This is a genomic window from Psychrobacter sp. A3, assembly GCF_028823565.1.
In the GTDB taxonomy this organism is placed as follows: Bacteria; Pseudomonadota; Gammaproteobacteria; order Pseudomonadales; family Moraxellaceae; genus Psychrobacter; species Psychrobacter celer.
The window spans coordinates 1-22,822 of the sequence record NZ_JAPEHS010000039.1 but is presented as its reverse complement, the minus strand read 5'-3'; the positions used below and the strand labels follow the sequence as shown (position 1 = coordinate 22,822).

Below are 22,822 nucleotides of genomic sequence, written 5' to 3'. Positions count from 1 at the left end.
ACGCCATCAAAACCGTCAGCCCAACCAAACAAAGCTTTTATGATTTTTATTTAGATGAACATCAAAACATGGCCTGCCGCCGGTTGCACTTTGCGGGTAGTAGCTTTGGCTTACTGGGCCTCGCAAAGTCAGTCAAGTCGCGCTCGCCCGCCCCGCTACTCAAAGGTATCGCCGCAGGTTATGCCTGTGCCTGGGTCGGTCATTTTTTCTTTGAAAAAAATAAACCCGCGTCGTTTAAGTTTCCACTAAAAAGCTTTGTCAGCGACTTTCGTATGTACAGTGACGTACTGCGCGGGCGCCTGAGCCTAAAAGATGCTAAGTTTGATAAAATCAAATAAAGGTAGTACACCGCATTTATATCCATAAAAAAAGGTCAGCACCATTTATGATACTGACCTTTTTAGAGCGCTCATTTTCAGAGCGTTCAAACCCATGCTAAAAACCACAATTACGCTGTTGCCATCTCAGTAAATATCTCGTCAGCGGCTTTGATTGAGGCATCGATGTCTGCATCGCTGTGCTTGATTGACATAAAGCCTGCTTCATATGCTGACGGCGCCAAATAAATACCGCGATCTAACATGCCATGGAAAAAGGTGTTAAAGGCTTCCATGTCACACTGCGTCACGTCATTGAAGTTTTGCGGTACAGTAGTGTCACGGTCTTTGACAAAAAACAAACCAAACATGCCGCCGACGTTATTGGTGCGTAGATTGATACCATGTTTGTCCGCCGCTGCCTGAAAGCCGCCGATTAGCTTATCTACTTTGGCAGATAGCTCGTCATAAAAACCCGCGACCGTTAAGTCCTCAAACATCGCAATACCTGCACGCATGGCAAGTGGGTTGCCCGATAGCGTACCCGCTTGATAAACACCGCCTAGTGGGGCGATACAAGACATGATTTTCTCTTTTCCGCCAAATGCGCCTACTGGCAGGCCAGCGCCGATGATTTTACCAAAGCAGGTCAAATCAGGGTCGATACCGAAATGTGCCTGCGCGCCGCCAAGACCGACACGAAAACCCGTCATCACTTCATCAAAAATCAGCACGGCGTCGTTGGCAGTACACTCCGCACGCAAGGTATCGTGAAACGCTTGCGTGGGCACGACCATATTCATGTTGCCAGCGATCGGCTCCAAGATGACACAAGCAATCTCATCACCCCACTTTTCAAAACAGTCCTTAATCGCTTGCGGATCGTTATAAGGAATGGTGATGGTATGCTTGGCAAAATCCGTTGGCACGCCTTTTGAGGTTGGCTCGCCGATATCGAGCATTCCTGAGCCTGCTTTGACCAATAAGCTGTCTGAATGGCCATGGTAGCAGCCTTCGAACTTAACGATTTTGTCACGTCCCGTATAGCCACGCGCCAAACGGATGGCGCTCATGGTCGCCTCCGTGCCTGAGTTGGTCATGCGAACCATCTCAACGCTTGGCACGATCTCGCAGATCTTATCGGCAACGGTGGTTTCAAATGGGGTTGGTGTACCAAAGCTCAGACCATCATCCGCCGCTTTTTTGACCGCATCGATCACCTTTGGATGAGCATGACCCAGAATCATCGGCCCCCACGAGCCAACATAATCGATATAGCCATTGTCTTCGGTATCATAGATTTTGCTGCCGCTAGCACGGTGCATAAAAATCGGCGTACCACCCACTCCAGCAAAGGCACGGACAGGTGAGTTGACACCGCCTGGGATATGTTTACGAGCTTGCGCAAATAGTTGTTCGTTTTTAGTACTCATAAATATTCTCTATTATTGTAGTAAAGGTAATGGTGACATAAGCCATCTTTAGTCTGTTGGCTTGCAGGCGTTTTATGCCTTTTTTACCACCGAGGATTTTAGCTTCATCGGCCCATAGCCATCGAGTTTACAGTCGATATCATGACCATCGCTCGCGTCTGGTAGCAAGCGAATGCTTTTGGCCTTGGTGCCTACCTTGATGATGAGTGAGGAGCCTTTAACTTTTAAGTCTTTGATGACGGTCACCGCGTCGCCATCTTGTAGCTCGTTGCCGACGGCATCGCGGATGACAGCGCCTTGAGCTTCGGCTGCTGCGGCGTCAGTTTCTGCGGCTGTCCATTCATGGGCACACATGGGACATACCAGCAACGCACCATCTTCGTACGTGTATTCAGCATCACATTTTGGACAATTTGGTAAGCTCATCGTTTCCTCGGCAGCCAGCAATATTTAAGTGTATTGTAGAGCTAATATTGTACCGTAACTCGCCATCTTTAACCAATTTATACGGTTGAAAAATGGTCGCTACACCCAACTTATACCGTAACCATTGGCAAGACACTGTTGTTTTTTACGGCGGTACTTTTTGTGGTACTCTTCTTAATCTCATCTGGTTTTTATAGGCGCGTATTTGGTCAAAGGAGTCTGATACCAGCCCTTACTTATTATGTGCAAACCCTGCTAATCAGCGCTCAAAAAAGGATAAAGGATAATAACAATGACTCAATCTACCGATATATCGACTCTGCCGCAGTTTTCTCAAGTGACGCTCCAAGGCGAGGATGCTGAAAAATTCTTGCAAAGTCAGCTGACCATTGATGTCACCAAACTCGGACTCAGCTATCAAGCTGCTGCCATTAGCAACCTAAAGGGCCGCATCGAGTTTGGCATTTGGATCAAAAAACAAGCCGAAAATCACTTTGATATCGTCATCAGCGCTGATTGTACCGACAGCTTACAAGCCCATCTTAAAAAGTACGGCGCATTTTCGAAGTTTGAGACCAGCGCTCCAGCCGCCATCTATCCTTGTGTGCTCGCTGATGAGCCGACTTTTAGTCACAAAGACGAGCATCATACGATAGAAGAGGCCAATGCATGGGCGCTGCAAAGTATCGCCACTGGCAACTACTGGATCGTCGCGGAGACACAAGGGCAGTTTCAGCCGCAAGAGCTACGCCTGCATCAGCGCGGCGGCATGGACTATGATAAAGGCTGCTACTTGGGTCAAGAGGTCATCGCCCGTATTTATTTTAAATCAGCGCCAAAGGCGTTTTTGCACTACGTCAGTGGCACAGGCGAGATGCCAGCAGCTGGCGACAAACTCGATAAAATTCAGGTGGTCAACGCCATTGCTAGCAATAATGGCTTTGAGGCATTAGTCGTTGCCCGTCCAGAACATTTAGCCGACAGCGAGCTGACAGTGTTGGCATTGCCACCAGCACTGCAAGCAGATGTAGCCCGCCAACCATAGCACAAAAAATCTCACAGCCATAACAGCACTTTTTTTAAAAACGCAGCAGAGCAATCTATGACACATATCGCGGTACTCGGGGCAGGCGTGGTGGGTGTGACCACCGCATGGTATCTTCGCCAAGCAGGCTATGACGTGACCGTCATCGAGCGTGAATCAGCAGCAGGAATGCAGACCTCGTTTGCCAATGGCGGGCAGATATCAGTCTCACACGCCACCCCTTGGGCCAATCCTGCAACCCCAAAAAAAGCACTAAAGTGGCTAGGTAAAGAAGACGCACCGCTGCTGTATCGCCTGCGAGCGGACAAGGCGCAGCTCAGATGGGCGCTACAGTTTTTGCAAGAGTGCCGCGCGGACAGAGCGGATGCCAATCTGGTACAGATGGTCCGATTGGGGCTGTTTTCACGAGAGGCTTTGCAGCAGCTACGCGCGGATATCGGTATCGAGTATGAGCAGCAAACGCGCGGCATCATGCATTTTTATACCGACCAAGCAGAGTTTGAGGCAGCCATTGCTCCGACCGAGCGTATGCAAGCGCTAGGCTGTGAGCGCCATATCATCGATATTCGTACTGCGGTCAGCTTAGAGCCTGCGCTCTACCCCATCGCTCATAAGCTCACAGGTGCAACCTACACTAGCCGTGATGAGTCGGGCAACGCCCATCTATTTACTCAGCGCTTGGCTGCGCGCTGCCTCAAAGCAGGCGTACAGTTTTTATATGATACTGATATCCTCGCCATCAACCTCGATACCCAAACGTCGCAGCCGTACGTGCATAGCCTCACCCTTCGGCCCAAAGACGAAAATGCCCAGACCTTTAGCGCCGATAGCTATGTGCTGGCGCTTGGTAGCCATAGCGTCGCCCTAATGAAACCGCTTGATGTACAGCTGCCTATCTTCCCTGCCAAAGGCTACTCAGCCACTTATCAAGTCAATCCTCGCGCTCCGCATCTAGCGCCATTTGTCAGCCTAATCGATGATGAGTTTAAACTGGTGGCATCGCGCCTCGGTGACAAGCTACGGGTCGCGGGCACCGCCGAATTCAACGGCTACAATCTGGATCTAAATCTCACTCGCTGCGCGGCCATCACTCGCCGTGTGCAACAGTTATTTCCAAAAGGCATCATTGCAAGCTCTGTACAATATTGGACAGGGCTGCGGCCGATGACCCCATCAAACGTACCGCTGATAGGCCGCGCGCACAAAGGCCATGTCCGTCACGGTAGTCACAATACAGCGGCGAGTTTTGATAATTTATGGCTCAACACGGGGCATGGCACACTTGGCTGGACCCACGCTTGTGGTTCGGCAAAAGCTATTAGTCTGTTAATACAGGGCAAAACTCCATCCGTCGATTTTGACTTTGTCGGTGTGACTACTGCATAAAAGCTGCCTTTTATTACACAAAGATGCCACTTCTAACACAGGCACGTAGATTTCTATAATGGTGCAACACTCTAAACACTGCCTATACAGACAAGGCTATTGTGAGCGCCTATATTAGATATCACCAGTTGGCTCACGCTTGATTGCCAATGCAAGTTGAGTGTTGGTAACAATCAGCAGCCACTGAGTGATACGGTATAAAAAGACAGATGGAACGCATGTCTTATAACTTAATATTCTAAAACTTAGCTTTTAGACTCAGTCTCAACAATAAATTCGATCATAATAGAAGGAATATAATAATGAATGAACATACGCTAAAAGGTGAATGGAACCAAATGAAAGGTGCGGTTAAACAAAAATGGGCAGAGCTCACCGATGATGACCTCACTCATATCGAAGGCAGCCGCGACAAGCTAGTAGGCCGTGTACAAGAGCGCTATGGCCATAGTAAAGAAAATGCCGAGCGCGAAGTAGACGAATGGCGTCGCCACAATAACTACTAATAATAACTACTCATTGGAGTTACTGAGATAGTCTTCTTTACTCACTTATGGAGACCAGCTTAAACACTTACTGTTGAGTACTTGCTATTAAGTAAATGATAAATAGTAGAGAATAAAAAAGACCGCATGAGAGTGTGCGGTCTTTTTTTGTATCGAACGAGCAGATACAATAAAACCGCATAGCAATGAATTGTTATGCGGTTTTATTGTTAACCATCCATGTTACCTATCACGGTTGCGTCATGTGCATCCTTGCACGCTATTCAACATAGTGTGATACTGGGCATCCTGCCCTTTTTCTACGACTACAAGCAATCACTGCTGTTGTCAGCACAGGAAATGTGTCCTTACTTCAGTTCTCATTATCATCCTGATGCTGATCACTGAATCATTATCCTTAATGCGGTCAACTCAATCCTTGAGTCACATTCCCTAATGCCGTGTGACTATAATGCCCAATCTATAATGTGATGTTAAGTCGCGTAAGCGTCATTGCGTGTAAGCATATACTTACATGAGCGCTCCTACGCTCATTTTTACCCGACTAAGTTATTGATAATTATTCACTTTATTTTATAAAAGCAACCGCCTACTTTAAAAAATCATACGGCAATAAAAATAGATTGGCGATAAACCTATCCACACCTGACACCTTAGTCACCCAAAGTTGCCGCTGCTTACGCAAATATTTGCAAAGTTTACAACTTATTAACAGCCAAGACACGCGGCAATGAGATTAGCGTCCTACTATGGTTATGTAAGCAAATATTTCAAAAAGAAGAAATATCCCCTATAGGAGAAGACATTGTGAAAATGTTAAAACCTTCGTCTTTATCAGCGGCGGTCACCTCTGGTCTTGCTATCGCATTACTGAGTGCCTCTACCGTCGGTTGCACGGTCGCTGCGCCTGGATACGGTTATGATTATCCCATCTACGGCGGAGATGGTGATTATGACCGTGTCAGTTATAAGCGCGTCAGTCAGCAGCTACGCAATAACTTGCGCCGTAAAGGCTATCAAGTAATGGATATTAGAGCGGACAGTCATCGAGGCCGCCGTGCGTTCATTGCTTATGCCAAAAAGAATAACCAAGCATATGAGCTAAAATATAGCTATCCTGATCTGCGCTTGATCAGCTCAAACAAAAAATCTTGGTCCAATATTTGGGACGACAAAGATTATCATAAGAACGATAAACATAAGAATCATGGTAAGTACAATAAGCACTATAAAGGTGATGACGTCGAGGATCGTATCAAACAAGAGTCACGCTACCCTGCCATCAAACAACGCGCGATTAGAAAGGTTGGCGCCATGGGTTACCGCGTCAAAGACATTGAGCTGGAAGAAAAAAATAATCGTGGAGTGTTTGAGATTGAGGCAAAACGCGGCTCCCAAGAGTACGAAATCCTGCTTGGCTATCCCAACCTAAATGTCATCAAAATAGAAAAAGACTAATTTTGATAAGATAGTGCGCGTCTTATCGATTATTCTTGTTTGTCCGTGCGTTATGCGCGCGACTTTTTATTAAGTTTTGGCATCGTTGTGGTCTTGATGCCTCTGGTCAAATAAGCCAGCCCTTGGTTTGTTTGGCCATTTTTTATAAACCGACTCATCACGTTTTGACCCCATAAGAGGTTTTTATGCACATCACTACTTTTGTAAAGCCCGCTGCAGTGACTGCTATGGTTGCTGCCTTGGCACTGACGACTGGCTGCGTCACCGCGCCTGGCTACAATGCCTATGGCGATCTATATGAAGACGTTTATAAAGACACCAAGCTGTATAAGAAGCACAAAAAAACGCTGAAAAATATCGATAAAGAGCTGTATCAGCCAGCAATCGAGCAGCGCGCTGTCAATAAAGTCAGCAGCATGGGGTACCGTGTCAAAGATGTAAAATACAAGAAAGGCGACCACAAAATAAAGGTAAAAGCCAGACACGGTGGCGAAGACTATAAGATCGAGCTTGATTATCCAAGCTATCAGGTGATTAAAATAAAAGAAGATTGAACTACTAATTAAGCTACTATTCGCTATCCTGCTTCATCTCTTACCAGTCAAGTACTTCGATAACATCATAAGCAGGCGTCTCATAAGGGTGCGCCTGCTTTAACGCACCAATGACCTGCTCGATGTTTTCTTTTGCTACTACCATCTCAACGCGCCACTCGGTTACTTTTTCTAGTCTATCTTGCGCACCGATATGCGGATGACTACCTGCCAAAGGCTTAAACTGCCCTGTACCCTTTACTTGCCAGCAGCACGCTTCATAATTGCCAATCTTACCGCCGCCCCCGGCAAACAGCGCTGATTTTACTGACTCGAGCGCCTCATCAGGGATAAAAACGGTTAATTTATACATAGACTACCTCCTTCGAGCTTATTTAAAAAACTACCATAGCTATAAATTTACTATTTTTTAGATAACGACGGATGATCAGTCCATATATAGCGTAGCAGCCAGTTCTTGGCGTCGCCTGCATAGTCGATGCCGATACGCGGGCGCAATGACACTGGCGGCTGACAGCCATCGTCTTCGACCCAAACATCAGATACAGGGGCAATAGGCTTGCCATATAAATCACGATTAATTTGCAAGCGTTTGGTGAGCTTACCTGGGCCTGCAAACTGTTTATGATCTGTCCGCTGCTTACGGGGACGCCATTGCTGCTCGTCTGTGAGGCAGTCACTATCGTCGGTCACAAACCCTGCTCGTATCAGCACAGACTCGGGCGACTGGGCAGCGCCGCTGACTAAGTTGAGCATGTGATGGATGCCATAAGTCAGATAAACATAAAACACGCCACCTGGCTCATACATAACCTTGGTACGTGAAGTGCGCGTGCCAGCATGAGCGTGGCAGGCTGGGTCTGCTGCTCCAATATAGCCTTCGGTCTCCGAGATGCGCATACGTAGGACTTTTTCTGTGCCGTCACTATCTATCAGCCGCCTGCACAGCACCTTACCTATCAAATCAGCGGCGACCACACAGGTGGGACGCGTAAACCAAAGCGGCTCTAGTGCTTTGCTGTTTGTTTTGGGATACCGTGTGTGAGACATGACTATCAACCTACGTGACACATTCAAAGGTATTATAAGTAAAATACCGTGCTTATACCGTGCGTCTTTTTACCAGTTCCGTAATTTTTTGCATAAAAAAACTGAGCACACGGCTCAGTCTTTTATAACGGTCTAAAAAAATCGCTTAGCTTAATGGGACGCCAATGCGGTTGGCCACTTCTTCGTATGCTTCGATCACATCACCCAATGACTGACGGAAACGGTCTTTGTCCAGTTTTTTCTTGGTGGTTTTATCCCAAATACGGCAGCCATCGGGTGAGAACTCATCACCCAAGACGATACGGTCGTGGAATACGCCAAATTCAAGTTTAAAATCCACTAGGATTAAATCACCCGCATCAAACAATGCTTTGAGTACATCGTTGACTTGATAGGTCAGCTCTTGCATTTTTGCCAACTGCTCTTGGGTCGCCCAACCAAGAGACACGGCCAGTGACTCATTTACCATAGGATCACCCAGCGCATCGTCTTTATAAAAAAGCTCATAAGTAGGCGGCGTCAGTGCTTGCCCTTCTTCTAAGCCCAAACGGCGCACCAAACTGCCGGCGGCAAAGTTACGCACCACGCACTCTACTGGAATCATATCCAGACGCTTGACCAACACTTCGTCTTCTGACAGCTGCTTTTCAAAGTGAGTTTCGATACCCGCGTCTGCCAGTTTTTGCATGATAAACGCATTAAAGCGGTTATTAACGACGCCCTTGCGTGCTAATTGCTCGATACGCTTACCATCCAGCGCTGAGGTATCATCACGGAAGTGCAAAATCAGAAGATCGTTGTCTTCTGTTTCATATACAGATTTGGCCTTACCTTTGTACAGCAGTTGTTGCTTTTGCATTATGGGAGTTCCTGTTCGTTCAAGCTTATGTGGTAAAAACGCGCAGTTACCGCTTTGATTTGGCCCAATCGATCACATACAATCGGCAAGACAAAAACTCAGCGGTATAAGTAAAGAAATAAAATTAGTTTGAAGGCGTGCTAACCGTACGCTGAGGCTTTGGCAGTTGATACTGACTGCCTGAGTCATTTTTTAGTGTTAGGGTGTTTGTACCAGCGTTAGGCGTAGGATATAAAGGGACAAAAGGTGCAGGCTCTTTATTCGCTGGCAACTCAATCGGTGCCAGTTTTTTGCTGTGTTGGTATTCCAAACTACCATTGTCGCGTTTGCCAAGTACGTTTTTGATACTTTGGCAACCACTCAATACGAAGGTGCCGCCCAAAACGACGGTTAGCAGCGCAGGGATTATCTTTGTGATCGTCGATGATGTTTTCATCATGTTATCTCTCTGAGTTAGCAATTATTGCTCGATGATACTATGGCTCTAGGCTCTATAATGCTATTGCTTGATGACAATGGTGCTCGATCATACGATAGCTCGATATTACTATAGTAAGTTGGCACGCACCAAGGCTTCATCGATAGTGGCATGATGCTTTTGTGCCAGCCATACCAACGGCAAGCGAATCCCTTTGTCGATCATACCCATTTTGTGCAGGGCATATTTGGCAGGAATCGGGCTTGACTCGATAAACAGATCACGATGCAGATGCTTGACCACATCATGAGCTTTGTCAGCAGCGGCAAAGTCGCCACGCAGACCAGCGGCAAAGGTCTCACTCATGGCTTTTGGTGCGACGTTGGCCGTCACGGAGATATTGCCCTTACCGCCGACTTTCATCAAATCAAGCGCGGTGCCATCATCACCAGATAGCACCACCATTTTATCCCCCACAGCTTTGATTAGCTGCTCACCGCGGCCCACTGAGCCTGTGGCGTCTTCTCGACGGTCTCTTGGGCGATATCGACGACGGTGCGTCCTGGCACGTTATAGAGCATCTGCGGAATGTTGACCGCCTCGGCGATGGTCTTGTAATGCTGAAACAACCCTTCTTGCGGCGGCTTATTATAATAAGGCGCAACGAGCAAGGCGCAATCTGCACCAGCGTCGGCAGCATCTTGAGTCAGCTTGATGGCTTCCATGGTGTTGTTGGCGCCTGTGCCCGCAATCACTGGTACGCGACCTTTGACATGCTGCACAAAATAACGAATCACATCGCTATGCTCTTGCATCGATAGCGTTGCTGACTCGCCGGTGGTACCAACGGCCACCAGACAATGCGTGCCTTGCTCAATCTGCCAATCTATGAGGTCTGCCAGACGTTTATAATCGACCGTGCCGTCAGGATGCATGGGCGTTACCAAGGCTACCATTGAGCCTTGTAGTCGGGTTTTAATCTCGTCGTATGCTGTGCTCATAACCGTGCCTTACTGTATTATCCTAGCTTTTATCAAAGCTATCACATGATAGGTCGTTTGCAAATTCCAGTGTGCGCCTCTACTCTACCTATCGTTATATAGGCAAAAATAGACACTCATGGTATTACGTGCGTTGTTTTATCTTACGTACTGTCGTACTGTGGAAGTGCTGGTGTACACCAAGCACTTGCGATATAAATGCGTCTGTCTGATTCTAAAACATAATCATTAAAACATGATCATAAAAAACGCCTGCTAGTGTAGCATATTTTGATTTGACCGCTATCAATCAATTGAGATTACATCTACGTCGCTAATCAATAAACTGCTCACCGCCGCGCACCCATGACCTGCATCAAAAGTGCTACCCGTCATTAATGAGTCGCCGTTTGGTGGCTTATTAATGACTGATTAGTGTAGCGCAATGCAGCAGCGCTGATAAGTGTTTTACAAAATATTAACGAATCGTCAACACATCGATAGTGGGCCGATACAAGCGAAACGGCAGACCACGCGTGCCTATACCGCTACTGACAAATATCTGAGCACTGGCATGCTGGTACAAGCCGCGCTGCTTACCCATACGACTATTGCCAAGCACACCTTTGTCGTTGTCACTGCGCTGGATGTCTTGTTGCTTTTGCGCCTGCCATATGTTTTTTTGTGTGCCTTTTGCTGCCCCTGTGATCAATAACGGCCGTGGTTGTGGCGATTTTGGCAAGTCGCTGATACTATCAAACCGTGAGGCCAGAATAATCACCGGCTGATGCGCGTGGGTGATTTTTGTCCCAAGCTTGGCTTTGTCCACGCTGTTTTGCGCATCGATTGCGCCACATTGTACAGGGACATCTTGCCAACCATACAGCACGGCTACAGGCGCATCTGATGCGTGCGCCGCTAAGCGTTGGGGCTCTTTTGTACTGTCAAAACGACTGGCAGATGGCGGCACGGCGGCGCCTCTGAGCGGCAACGCGGTACACTGCTGCCCAATGTAGTTGATATCAAGCACATCAAATGCGCAGGCCAAAGTGTCTTCTAATAATGGCTGGCCTTGCTTGGTAGTGTTGAGCGACTGATAACGCAAGTCTGAGCTACTCATCACTGTATAGACCGGTTTGTTGACCCCTTTAAACAGCATCAACTGCCCGACCAAATCGGCACTAGGATAATACAGCCAATCACCGGTAATCAAAACCGCATCCACTGCCAAGTCATTGATGGTCGCGACCAGCTTACGAATATGGCGCGGCTTGCCACTATATAACCCAATGCGCAGGTCTGCCAATACAGCCACCGTCAATGGTGCCGACAAACCCAAATCGACAGCATGGTGCTTAAGGCGCAAACAATTGGGCTGAATGATAACGGTATAAAAATAGAGCAGCATGGCCGCCACCGCGCTGAGCAGCACCGGCCACGCTAGGCCAAATAGACCTTCCATCCAGCCTGTCAGTAGAAGCAGCGCCCAAACAGGCATGGTGTACGCGGCATAATACAGTATGAGCTTGCCCCAGATACGCAAAAACCGTTTGGTCGGATTGGCATTGAACGTCTGTAATCCTGACCATAATAGAATATACGCAAGCAATGCGGCTGCTATAGAGATACTTAGCGTATAAAGTGCGTGGTCAGTCATAATTACCTAGCGGTTATGGATAAAAGTGGAACAATCGAGCAGTGGCTTTTGAGCAGCACTCAGCCATTATTGCTTATCAGTCAATGCTTATTTCGCAGGGGCTACAACGCCTTATAAACTGGGCTGACAAGACGCAGATCATAAAATAATATCTGGCAAACCCTAGCGATTAGACAGCGCCTGCCACAGCCAAACGTGCGACCAGCCAGCATCGCCCAAACGATATGTGGCGAGTTGGATAAAAAATCAGCCATTATAGAGGCCGAGCTCTATGATAGACAAGCACAATTGTAAACCCATGTATTCACTTGACCTATCTTGCGTGCCGTACTGATGGTACTTGCCGAGACGTCTCTAATGAAGCATAGGATTGATCGACCCGCTCATCATTCTGCTGGCTGCCTCATTATACTGGCAGCCTATGTCAATCATTGCCCTATTTATTCAGTTTTATCCAGTCAGATGCTCGCATTGCGTGACGACTCCTGTATGACACAAGGCTACTCAATACGCAGACCGATGATACCCGGAACACCTTGACGAATGACCTCAATGGTCACCACGCCTTTTTTGGGTAACGTTGAGATGGCACTGGAAAAATCAGTGACTTTTTTAATCGGCTTTTGGTGAAAATTGGTAATCACATCGCCTGCCATGATGCCTGAGCGCGCCGCCAGCCCTGTGGGGTCGACTGTGGTGACTAAGATGCCGGTTTTGTTGTCAACTGCCAGCTCTGCTTGCTCATCGGCGGTCAAGTCACGTAAGCGCAGCCCAAGCTGTATATCATTGTCTTGCTGGTCGCCACTTTGTGCTCGGACATCATTGGGCGCATGGGCCAGCGTGCCACGCGCGAGCATCCGCTTACCATCGCGCTGAATCTGCACATGAAACGCGTCGTTGGGCTTGGCACGGTTGAGTAAATTCAACAAATCCGAGGCGCGCATGATTTTCACATCATTATACTGCAAAATAATATCGCCAGATTTTAGCCCTGCTTTTTGAGCGGGCGAATCTGGCGATACGCGAGTCAGCAACGCCCCTTGCGGACGCGCCAAGTTATACGCTTCTGCCAAGTTGCGATCGATGTCTTGTGGATAGATACCCAGATAAGCACGGGCGACTTCACCATTGGTTTTTAGCTGCTCGTAGATATCCATCGCCGCATCAATCGGGATAGAAAACGACAGCCCCATATAGCCACCTGTACCACTAAAGATACGCGAGTTGATACCGATGACCTCGCCGCGCTGGTTAAACAGTGGGCCACCTGAGTTTCCTGGGTTTAGTGCCACGTCGGTTTGGATAAATGGCACACTGGTATCGCGTGAAAAATTGCGCGATTTGGCGCTGACGATACCAGCCGAGGCCGAATAATCAAAACCAAAGGGCGAGCCAATCGCCAGTACAGGCTCCCCAACTTTTAAACCATTTGAGTCGCCGATCGGTAACGCGGGAAACTGCTTACCACTGACCTTTAGTACTGCCACATCCGAGCGCTCATCGCTACCGACCAAGGTGGCATCCAGCTCTGTCCTATCGTTGAGCGTAACGGTGATTTTGTCCGCGCCTTCGACCACATGATGGTTGGTCAACATATAGCCATTTGTAGTGACAAAAAACGCGGTGCCGTAGGCATGCTCAATCGCTGGGGTCGCGGCTTGGTCCGGAATACGCAGACGATCGCCAAAAAACTGCCTGAGCAACTCTGCCGTTTGGGCCTTAGCAAGCTCCGCCTCACTGACGGTTTTGGTCACATTGACACGCGCCACCGCTGGGGTGACCTGCTGTACCAAATCCGAAAAATCCGCCGTGGTGACGGCAGCATGCGCGCTTGGCATCGCCGTGGTATATACCCCTGCCAGCATCGCTGTGCTCATGGCAAGCGCTAAAGTGCTGCGCTGTAACCAATGGCGCATACGAGGTTTGGCTAGCGCTGTAGACATATTGATAGGCATCGTGTCCTCCATATGAGTGATTATTATTGTCAGTGGCCGTGCTGTGGCGAATACTATCGCTGCATCTCAAAGACGATGCTATGTACAGTTAGGTACAGTGCTGCTGGAATACGTTTTGCACAGTCTGTATGACACTTGATAGCACGCAATAAAACTTATTCGAGCAGGACGAGACAAACAATGTAACAGAACAGCCATGTGATGCAAAATAGCCGCTTGATGCAAAAGTGGGCCATGTCTTATCGTTTTATCCGTACTGTTGTCCCTGATTTCAATCCCTTTTTGTTTTGCAATAGGTTACTGGTTTTTTTGCTGCAATACCATTGGCCGTCAGTATCTTTGTATCATTATCTTCATAGTAGCGACAGGCCATCGGTACGACAAAGATGGCGACAAAAAGGCAGCTACTGTATGATAAATCAAAGCGCTGGCCTATATTATCTGAATAAGACCAGTATCTTTTAGCGCTACATCATGATCTGCTGCGGCGCTAACGCTGCCAAATATGGCCGGTTATCACGCAATAGTCAGTCACACGGCAACTAGCAGCGATGAAATAAAATCATGTTATGATAGCAAGCCAAATAACTTTATAAACAAACAAAAGTCAATTAAAAAATCGATTGGATTGACCTTACGTTTATCAATTTGGCTCGTATCGCCCTTATTTTCCATCTTTTGCATGACTAGAGGCGTTTATACCTTATCTCAACCTTGTCAATAACTCAAAGCCGCCTATCAGCTACTAAGTAGGCCATATGAGTCATATAAACCTGCCAACCGAGTACCATGACTGGAGTAGGTTTGATGACACGGATTAACTGTTGGATTTGGTATTTTTATCTAGGAATGCTTTTGTCTTTATTACTTTATAGTATATATCACATCTGGCTCATGTTTGGATGCATGATGGCTATCTGCTGATGGCCTTGCTACTAAAAAGCTTACGACCGTTTGCGACATCGATACACACTGCCAATGGCAGGCAGCGCAGTCGCCCAAGCAATGGATAGATATAACATATGACAAGATTACAAAAGGATTAATGTATGGATACCGCCCTATTACTATCTGGCGTGGTTGGGATTGGCATCGCCGCCCAATGGCTGGCTTGGTATTTAAAGCAACCGTCCATTTTATTTTTATTATTGATAGGTATCATCGTCGGGCCAGTCTTGGGTATTTTTGACCCTGATTTGGTGCTCGGTGAGCTGATGTTCCCCTTTATCTCTTTGGGGGTGGCGATTATTCTATTTGAAGGCTCGCTGACGCTAGAGTTTGATGAAATCAAGCAACACGGCACCGTCGTACAAATGCTGGTCTCGGTCGGCGTACTGATCACCATTGCTATCGTGGCGTTATCGACGTATTTATTATTTGATGTCGATCCACTGATTGCCCTGCTATTCGGGGCCTTGGTCTGTGTGACAGGCCCGACAGTCATCATGCCGCTACTGCGTAGTGTGCGCCCCAATAAGACCATCTCCAATATCCTCAAATGGGAAGGCATCATCATCGACCCGATCGGCGCCATCGCGGTGGTATTGGTCTATGAGTACATCATCTCAGGCGGCGAAGCCAGCAGTATCTTATTGTTTGCTAAGATTGTGGTACTAGCGACAGCGCTTGGGATGGCAGGCGCTTGGCTGCTTGCGTTCCTCATGCGTCGTCATATGATTCCTGAGTTTTTGCGCAATGTCTTTACCTTAGCCTTTGTGTTGGTGCTGTTTTCGGTATCGAACCATTTAGAGCACGAGTCTGGTCTATTGACGGTGACGGTATTGGGCGTGGCGCTGGCCAACTGGCCCAAATTCCCGCGCGAGACGATTCTGGAGTTTAATGAATCCTTAACCATCTTGCTCATCTCTGTGCTCTTTATCATCCTTGCCGCCCGTGTTGAGCTGGCAAGCTTGCTAAGCGTTGGGTTTGCAGGATTGGTGCTGCTGGCTATCGTCATGTTTGTGGCGCGGCCTTTGTCTGTCTGGGCATCGGCCATCGGCTCAAACCTTAAGACCAATGAAAAGCTGATGATCAGCTGGATTGGGCCGCGTGGTATCGTCGCTGCTGCTATCTCATCTTTATTTGCTATCCGCTTACAAGAGTATGATATCCAAGGCGTCGAGCTGCTAGTGCCACTGGTGTTTATGGTCATCATCGGCACGGTCTTGATCCAAGGCTTGGGTGCCAAAATGGTCGGCAACTTGCTGGGCGTGCGTGAGCCTGAAACCAATGGCATATTGGTGGTCGGCTCAAACCCTGTCGCACTTCTTATCGCCACCTCGCTCAAGGACCAAGGTTTTGATGTCATCGTCGCTCACAACAACTACACCAATATTGCTCGCGCCCGCATGAGTGGCCTACGTACTTACTTTGGCAACCCCATCTCAGACCACGCCGACCATCATCTGGATTTGATTGGTATCGGCCGTCTGTTTGCCATGAGTATGGATAAGGAGATGAACACTTTATCTGAGATTCATTATCGTCACGAGTTTGGTGAGCGTAAGCTATATCGTCTTAAGTTTAGTGACGAAAAAGTCAAAAGCGAGCGCGACGATAAGCAGTCAAACTTCCATTCACAGTGGCTGTTTGGCAAAGACGTCACCTATACCAAGCTCGCCAGTATGCTGTCCAAAAAGGCACGTATCAAAATCACCAACATCACTGACAGCTATAGTTTTGAGCAATATAAGGCCGATAATAAACAATTTGTGCCGCTCTATACCGTCGACAAAGAAGGCAAGCTCCACGTCATCACCGACAAGTTTGATGGGACGGTGCCGCGCGATCGCAAGCTTATCTCCTTGGTGGTGGACGATGAGGTACAGCCAAAGCCAGTCGATGTAACGCCAAAGCAAGAGCAAGCGCGTATGGCGGCGGATGCCAACTTTGAATCCAGCTCCAAAGCGCCTGAAAAACGCAAAGAAAAAGAGCTGAACGAAGAAAGTACTGACGCTACCGAGCCTGTGAGCGTAACAGGCACAGACAAAGTCGCTGGCGATACAACCGCCGAGCAAAATCCTGAGCAAAATGCGCCGACGCACATGCCAAAAGACGCAAGCAGTAGCTTGGATACAGCCGCAAACGCCGGCGCGACGTTGGATACCGCGACGCCAGACCGCTCAGCGGCTCAAGTAAAAAACGACAATGCTGATACTGCCAGCTCGGCCACAGCCGCCAAGACAAAGACAACTAATAACAGCAATGGCAATGGCAATGCGCCTAAGACCAAAAAAGGCTCGCTGGATCCCAATCGCTTCCCTGATGCCGGTCAAGATACTGCAACCGACACGGACAGCCGCAAAGACCCTGACGCATAACTGAGCCATAACTGACGCATCACCAGACAAGCAACCATAGAAAAACCCCCAACCAACGTTGGGGGTTTTTTCTACGACGCCGTTTTTATATTAGCTCCAGCCTCTTTTGTACCGCCTGCCAGATGCGTACACCAACCTCCTCGGCGCTGCCCGACGCCTCAATCCGCTGTATGCGCTCAGGATACTGGCGTGCAAGTGTGTCAAACCCCTCATACACCCGCGCAAAAAACGCATCCGCTTGCTGCTCAAAGCGATCGGCGGCGCTGCGCTTGTCAGCACGTCGCATCCCCTCAGCGACTGGTAAATCTAACCACAACGTCAGCTCAGGCAACTGCGGTACAAACTGAGCAATCAACATATCAATCTTTGCGCGCACTGCCTCATCACCATGAGCGCGGCCAAACCCTTGATAAGCCACGGTTGAGTCGGTAAAACGATCACATATCACCCACCTGCCAGCTTGTAGCGCGGGCAAAATCACTTGCTGCATATGATCGCAGCGCGCAGCAAACATCAACAGTAGCTCAGTGTCGTCATTTATGTCGGTCGCAGGGTCTAGGAGTATCTGGCGCAGATGCTCAGCAAATGGGCTGCCACCAGGCTCGCGGGTACGCAGATAGTCGATACCACGACTATTTAAACGTGTGCATAGCTGCTCGATCGCTGTGGTTTTACCCACGCCCTCAGTGCCTTCAAAACTGATAAAGCGACCTTGTATTATCTGATTATCAGTAGTGTCTTGCACCAGATTGGTGTCGACATTGGCAGGTATAGATACAGACATGAGATGACCTTGTGTAATGGCTAAGCGCTATGAGGTGACATAGCGCTCGATAAATAGATGTATGGTTTCAAAAAAAAGCATCACGTAACGGAAATTATCGCTAACGGGTATTACTGCGGCGGTGTTTGTGCTTTCTTTTCGCGCATGACGCTTAGGTAGTCTCTTACCGCTTGATTGTGCTCAGCCAAGCTATTGGTAAATTTGTGCCCGCCATTACCGGTTGCCACAAAATATAGTGCTCAGCCAAGCTATTGGTAAATTTGTGCCCGCCATTACCGGTTGCCACAAAATATAGCGCCTCGCTATCTGCTGGATGCAAGGTCGCCTCTATAGAAGCGGCTGACGGCAGGGCGATGGGCGTTGGCGGCAACCCATCGATTTGATAGGTGTTATATGACGTTTTTTCATCGATGTCTTTACGGCGAATATTACCATCATAACGGCTGCCCATACCATAGATGATGGTTGGGTCTGTTTGCAGGCGCATGCCTTTATCCAAACGGTTTTTAAACACTGCCGATACCAACGGACGCTCATCAGCGATGCTGGTTTCTTTTTCGATAATAGAAGCCATGACCAGTGCCTGATAAGGCGTTTGGTACGGCAGGTTCGGCGCCCGGCTTTCCCACGCATCAAACAATGCTTGCTGCTGACGCTTATACAGATCCGTTAGTACCTGCTTATCGGTTGAGCCTTCACCATAATAGTAAGTGTCTGGCGCAAACCAGCCCTCAAGGTTGTGATTGACGATGGGGTCGTTGCTACTGATTACCGCCTCTGGCAAGATACCGACCAGGTCAAGCCCCTGAGCGATGCTGGCATTACTCGCGGGACGGGTACTGTCCTCACTGTCTAGCAACACTTCTTTTTTGATGCCTGGGTTGTCACGTAAAGTCTGATAAAGGTCGCTTGCAGTCTTGCCTTCGATGATCTGTATCTTGACCATGGCAGCTTTTGCGCCTTGCTCTAGTATCTGTAGTGCCTCGGCGATGGTTGGATTTTCAGGCAGCTGATAGATACCAGCGTGCAGTGGCGCATCGACTTGCGACTTGATATAGAGCTTGGCCACACTGGCAGAAAACAGCGGAATCTGCTGTTGCCACTGCGGCAATAGCCCATAGTAAGTCTGACCCTGCTCAATCGTCACCATCTGCGCTGGCTGCTCGATACGGCCAAACAGCGTCTGATAAACCATCACCAAAAAAAACGCGGCGATCAGCCCCAGCACCAGTAACACCTGATAGCCCCGCTGCATAAAAAACGACGGATTGTCGACTTTGTAAGTGCGCGGTTTGCCCTCGCCGCTGATGAGCGATACATCTGTCGCAGGGGTATCTGCTACGTTGGTGGCTGACGGCTCTACAGGCGTGTCATCCGTACGCGGCTTGTCAGCATTGGACGATGCAGCATGGTCTTGCTGGTTTTCTGGTGTATCATTAGGGCGTTCGGGCGGCGACTCAGGGGTTGGTGTGCTCATGACAACTCGCAGGGCAGAAGTTTGCTAGAATTTAGCACTGAACCGTGTGATTTTCAATGGGATTTGTTTAGCTTGTTACTTTTACTGCAGCGCTTACATCTACTTACTGGGCACAAAAACGCATCATGAACTTATATTTTAATCAAAGTCTGGCCAAAAATTACAACTCCAAACCACAGATTATTCGTGTGCTTAGTGAAGCATGGGTAAAAGACAACGGTTACTGTCCCAACTGCGGCATTCAACCATTAGCTGAGTTTGGCAATAATAAACCTGTGGCTGATTTTTATTGTGCAGCTTGTGCCGAGCAATACGAGCTAAAAAGCAAACAATCAAAATTAAGCAATATTATCAATGATGGCGCTTATGCCACCATGCTTGCGCGTATCAATAGCGACGACAATCCAAGCTTTTTCTTTTTGACCTACTCCCAAGAGTATCGCGTTAATAATTTTCTGATTATTCCCAAGCAGTTTTTTAAGCCCGATATCATTATAAAACGCAAACCGTTGGCAGCCTCTGCCAGACGTGCAGGTTGGGTCGGCTGCAATATTGACCTGCGCCGAGTACCAGAAACGGGAAAGGTGTTTTTGGTCAAAGACCAGCAAGTGATACCGCGCGACAGTGTCACGCAGCAGTTTCAAAAGACGTTGTTTTTACGTAAGCAATCCATCACGTCACGAGGTTGGACGCTAGATGTTTGGCAGTGTATTGATAGATTGGGTGATAAATTTAGCCTGCAACAAGTTTATGCTTTTGCTGATGAATTACAACTCAAGCATCCTGACAACAACCATGTGAAAGATAAAATTCGCCAGCAGCTACAAGTGCTACGAAATAAAGGCATTATTGAGTTTGTGGGCCGTGGTCAATATCGAAAATTAAGCTGAGCTTACTATAGTTGTTTAAAAGGCGATCACTTCTACGAGCTACTTTTGCTAGGATCAGCAGCACCAACCCTAGCAACAGAGATAATGATCATGAAAAGTGACACAGGCTTAAAAACTTATCAGATAGAAATAGTTGAAACGATGAGCGCTATTATAGACATAAAGGCTGAAGATGATTCTTCAACGATTATACAAGCGCAAGAGAAGTATAGAAATGAAGATATTGAGTTAAATTATGATGATTTAGTTGATACCAAATTTAATATTTTTGATGTGAAGTAAGCGACTAACTCAACTCAACCACCTCACCTGATAGCAAAGTAAGCGAGCTCATCGGCATCACCCCGCGCAGCGCATTACAAAAGAAAAGCCGCGTTATCCGTGGCAAATCCTTATCATGTAATGAACGCTCAACTACTGATCGTTCTGTATTCGCAAGTGCATCAATGATTACTTGTCGCATGACCCCAGCGACACCCGACTGCGCCATCGACGGCGTATACCATTGGCCAGTGGTCAGATAATTGGCCTGAGTTTGGTCGTTATCGCTGCTGGTTGACACAGGTAGCGGCGACTCTGCTAGCTGATAAAACACATTGCTCATCGTGCCCTCCACCCAGTGTCCGCTCATATCGCGTAGCAGACCTTCGCCGATCTCTGGCTGTGGAGGGTTTGGCACCGGCTGAGCATTTAGCCACTGTGCTTTGTACCGTTGCAGCTCACCGCTTGCGAGGACATTGTCTAAGCGATTGAGGCTTTTGAGTCCAGCCAATGGCGGCGGTAGGCTAGCAATCTTCGCCGATAGACAAACGGCGGCGCAATTAGATTGCCTAGGCATCATGCGTCCATCAGGTAGCGTGATTTGCTCTGCTGTCTTGACAGGCATAGCGGCCACTTTTAGCCAGACATCGCAGGCGCGACCAGCTGCATCAGACGCATAGCCATAGCCGCGTACCGCCTGCGTACTACGCGTGACGATCAGCTTTAGCATGCCTTGTTGCAGCTGCTTGCCATAGACGGACAGGCGGCTCATGAGTGCTGGGCAGTCTATATCCAGCTGCAGCGCTTTTGCATGGCTAAGCAATCGCTGTCGATGCTGCTGCTGCCACAGTATCTGCCCGTCGACGACGCCTATGGTTGTAAAAAAACCATCAGCGTATGCCAGTCCGCGATTGTCTAAGGCGACTGCAGATGCCGCTGATCGTTGTTTTGCAGCATCTGAGTCTAGCGCCTCTAGGTGCTGGCCGGCCAATTGTAGGCAGTGCCAAGCATTGCTCGGTAGGGAGGCGGCGTTAGCAGGCGGTAGTGCTATATCAGATGGCAGCATCGAATCGCTTAGCCGTCATCTGTTTGGGCGGCTGATTTATTGATGATCAGCATACAGCTATAAAACTCACACTTGGCCAGCTCGACTTTTTGACCACCGATGACTTTGTTTTTGACGACTTGACCCGCCAGCATATCGGCGATGACTTTACCACCATCGTCGCCCATCAGTTGCCGTGCCAGCTTGTAGGCTTTTTTGGCATGGTTTTGACTGTGCTCTTTTTCTGTATCTGAGTCGGTGGGATTGGCATAGTACCAGCCAAGCTCAAGATATTTTTCGGAGTCGATAATATCTAGATACGGCGCGTCGGTCTTCATAAAACGATATTTGGATGCTGGATTGCTAGCATAGTCGAGACTGTTTTCGTCTGTACTGAGCACCTTGCCAAATGTGGTTTTGATGCCGTCCAGCTCGGTGACCTTTAGAGGCTCTACCTTTTCATTACTCCATGCGGAGACATCGTATTTGACAGGCGTGCCCTGCTCAGCCACCGCGCCGTCGAGGTCTGAGTCTGAGTCTGAGGCCGCATTGTCTTGGACTTGCGGTTCAGTGACGGCCTGCGCACTGCTATCGGTGGCCGCATCTGAGGTTTCAGGATCGTTTTTGTTGCTATCACAGCCGCTCAATGACAGGGCCGTCGCCATTATTGTACCGACTAGAAGGGTCTGTAGGTTATTATTCCACATGGGCAATTTACTCACACTTTTAGATGGGTCTCAACGTAGTATTAACGAGCTGGCAGCGATGCCGCTGATAACGATGAATGATTGGGTAACAGCTTATACTTTATTCATTTGTACTTTATACTCGCTGGTACTTTATAAAATAGTGATGCTCTACTCTATATAGGGCGTGTTGAACATAAAACTGTTGTATAAATTTAAACGCGCTACTGGTATAAATTTTACTTGCGTGCTGCGTTCCTAGAGGCTGCGCAACCTACGTTTAAAAATAGCATCCCAGTAGCGCTATGCGCTTTT

20 protein-coding genes and 2 pseudogenes are annotated in these 22,822 nt (G+C 48.2%); 9 read left to right on the top strand and 13 right to left on the bottom strand.

The window, feature by feature from the left end; translation table 11 throughout:
- Positions 1-5: 5 nt before the first annotated feature.
- The gene (locus tag NK638_RS07315) at positions 6-338 is read left to right on the top strand and encodes a DUF962 domain-containing protein (protein ID WP_274632488.1); all 333 of its coding nucleotides are present in this window, start codon (positions 6-8) and stop codon (positions 336-338) included.
- Between the two features lie 110 nt (positions 339-448).
- Here the strand turns inward: NK638_RS07315 and hemL are convergent, their stop codons facing one another.
- Positions 449-1,750: a glutamate-1-semialdehyde 2,1-aminomutase gene (gene hemL, locus NK638_RS07310; RefSeq protein WP_274632485.1), complete on the bottom strand. Its 1,302-nt coding sequence runs from the start codon at positions 1,748-1,750 to the stop codon at positions 449-451.
- Between the two features lie 72 nt (positions 1,751-1,822).
- The gene (locus NK638_RS07305) at positions 1,823-2,176 is read right to left on the bottom strand and encodes a zinc ribbon domain-containing protein YjdM (RefSeq protein WP_105244633.1); all 354 of its coding nucleotides are present in this window, start codon (positions 2,174-2,176) and stop codon (positions 1,823-1,825) included.
- Between the two features lie 292 nt (positions 2,177-2,468).
- Here NK638_RS07305 and ygfZ point away from each other — a divergent pair, with 292 nt between their 5' ends.
- The 5 genes from ygfZ to NK638_RS07280 all read left to right on the top strand — a co-directional run bounded on the left by ygfZ (position 2,469) and on the right by NK638_RS07280 (position 7,125).
- The gene (gene ygfZ / locus NK638_RS07300; RefSeq protein ID WP_274632484.1) at positions 2,469-3,221 is read left to right on the top strand and encodes a CAF17-like 4Fe-4S cluster assembly/insertion protein YgfZ; all 753 of its coding nucleotides are present in this window, start codon (positions 2,469-2,471) and stop codon (positions 3,219-3,221) included.
- 57 nt (positions 3,222-3,278) lie between these two features.
- Positions 3,279-4,607, top strand: coding sequence for a D-amino acid dehydrogenase (locus NK638_RS07295; protein WP_342454263.1), 1,329 nt, complete (start codon positions 3,279-3,281; stop codon positions 4,605-4,607).
- Between the two features lie 302 nt (positions 4,608-4,909).
- Positions 4,910-5,113 carry a CsbD family protein gene (locus tag NK638_RS07290; protein WP_100748743.1) on the top strand — a complete coding sequence of 68 codons (204 nt, stop codon included), beginning with the start codon at positions 4,910-4,912 and terminating at the stop codon, positions 5,111-5,113.
- Positions 5,114-5,926: 813 nt separating this feature from the next.
- Positions 5,927-6,571: a hypothetical protein gene (locus NK638_RS07285; RefSeq protein WP_274632487.1), complete on the top strand. Its 645-nt coding sequence runs from the start codon at positions 5,927-5,929 to the stop codon at positions 6,569-6,571.
- A gap of 185 nt (positions 6,572-6,756) precedes the next feature.
- Complete coding sequence (locus tag NK638_RS07280) at positions 6,757-7,125, top strand: PepSY domain-containing protein (protein ID WP_274632483.1); 369 nt, start codon at positions 6,757-6,759, stop codon at positions 7,123-7,125.
- A gap of 40 nt (positions 7,126-7,165) precedes the next feature.
- On the opposite strand, the gene NK638_RS07275 is transcribed toward NK638_RS07280, so the two are convergent.
- The 7 genes and pseudogenes from NK638_RS07275 to NK638_RS07245 form a co-directional block, all read right to left on the bottom strand.
- Positions 7,166-7,477: an NGG1p interacting factor NIF3 gene (locus tag NK638_RS07275; protein WP_274632482.1), complete on the bottom strand. Its 312-nt coding sequence runs from the start codon at positions 7,475-7,477 to the stop codon at positions 7,166-7,168.
- A gap of 50 nt (positions 7,478-7,527) precedes the next feature.
- Entirely contained in the window at positions 7,528-8,175 is a 648-nt protein-coding gene (locus tag NK638_RS07270; protein WP_274632481.1) for a DNA-3-methyladenine glycosylase, read from the bottom strand.
- 145 nt (positions 8,176-8,320) lie between these two features.
- On the bottom strand, positions 8,321-9,034 hold the full coding sequence (purC, locus tag NK638_RS07265) for a phosphoribosylaminoimidazolesuccinocarboxamide synthase (RefSeq protein ID WP_274632480.1): 714 nt from the start codon (positions 9,032-9,034) through the stop codon (positions 8,321-8,323).
- 124 nt (positions 9,035-9,158) lie between these two features.
- The gene (locus NK638_RS07260; protein WP_274632479.1) at positions 9,159-9,473 is read right to left on the bottom strand and encodes a hypothetical protein; all 315 of its coding nucleotides are present in this window, start codon (positions 9,471-9,473) and stop codon (positions 9,159-9,161) included.
- Positions 9,474-9,581: 108 nt separating this feature from the next.
- Positions 9,582-10,453, bottom strand: a pseudogene (gene dapA, locus NK638_RS07255) (4-hydroxy-tetrahydrodipicolinate synthase).
- Positions 10,454-10,910: 457 nt separating this feature from the next.
- Complete coding sequence (locus tag NK638_RS07250) at positions 10,911-12,089, bottom strand: hypothetical protein (protein ID WP_274632478.1); 1,179 nt, start codon at positions 12,087-12,089, stop codon at positions 10,911-10,913.
- 500 nt (positions 12,090-12,589) lie between these two features.
- The gene (locus NK638_RS07245) at positions 12,590-14,005 is read right to left on the bottom strand and encodes a Do family serine endopeptidase (RefSeq protein ID WP_446739816.1); all 1,416 of its coding nucleotides are present in this window, start codon (positions 14,003-14,005) and stop codon (positions 12,590-12,592) included.
- A gap of 1,088 nt (positions 14,006-15,093) precedes the next feature.
- On the opposite strand from NK638_RS07245, the gene NK638_RS07240 reads away from it, so the two are divergent.
- Positions 15,094-17,364, top strand: a complete 2,271-nt coding sequence (locus NK638_RS07240) for a cation:proton antiporter (RefSeq protein ID WP_274632476.1) — start codon at positions 15,094-15,096, stop codon at positions 17,362-17,364.
- A gap of 85 nt (positions 17,365-17,449) precedes the next feature.
- Here NK638_RS07240 and tmk read toward each other — a convergent pair whose 3' ends face one another.
- Both tmk and mltG read right to left on the bottom strand, forming a co-directional pair.
- The gene (gene tmk / locus NK638_RS07235) at positions 17,450-18,082 is read right to left on the bottom strand and encodes a dTMP kinase (RefSeq protein WP_274632486.1); all 633 of its coding nucleotides are present in this window, start codon (positions 18,080-18,082) and stop codon (positions 17,450-17,452) included.
- 176 nt (positions 18,083-18,258) lie between these two features.
- Positions 18,259-19,403: pseudogene (mltG, locus tag NK638_RS07230) on the bottom strand (endolytic transglycosylase MltG).
- Positions 19,404-19,750: 347 nt separating this feature from the next.
- Here mltG and NK638_RS07225 point away from each other — a divergent pair.
- Together NK638_RS07225 and NK638_RS07220 are read left to right on the top strand one after the other, a co-directional pair.
- Complete coding sequence (locus NK638_RS07225; protein WP_274632475.1) at positions 19,751-20,515, top strand: DpnI domain-containing protein; 765 nt, start codon at positions 19,751-19,753, stop codon at positions 20,513-20,515.
- Positions 20,516-20,560: 45 nt separating this feature from the next.
- Positions 20,561-20,797 carry a DpnD/PcfM family protein gene (locus NK638_RS07220; protein ID WP_274632474.1) on the top strand — a complete coding sequence of 79 codons (237 nt, stop codon included), beginning with the start codon at positions 20,561-20,563 and terminating at the stop codon, positions 20,795-20,797.
- Positions 20,798-20,801: 4 nt separating this feature from the next.
- Here NK638_RS07220 and NK638_RS07215 read toward each other — a convergent pair whose 3' ends face one another.
- Together NK638_RS07215 and NK638_RS07210 are read right to left on the bottom strand one after the other, a co-directional pair.
- Positions 20,802-21,842, bottom strand: coding sequence for an aminotransferase class IV (locus NK638_RS07215; protein ID WP_274632473.1), 1,041 nt, complete (start codon positions 21,840-21,842; stop codon positions 20,802-20,804).
- An 8-nt stretch (positions 21,843-21,850) separates the two neighbouring features.
- Positions 21,851-22,486: a hypothetical protein gene (locus NK638_RS07210; protein WP_274632472.1), complete on the bottom strand. Its 636-nt coding sequence runs from the start codon at positions 22,484-22,486 to the stop codon at positions 21,851-21,853.
- Between the last annotated feature and the right edge of the window lie 336 nt (positions 22,487-22,822).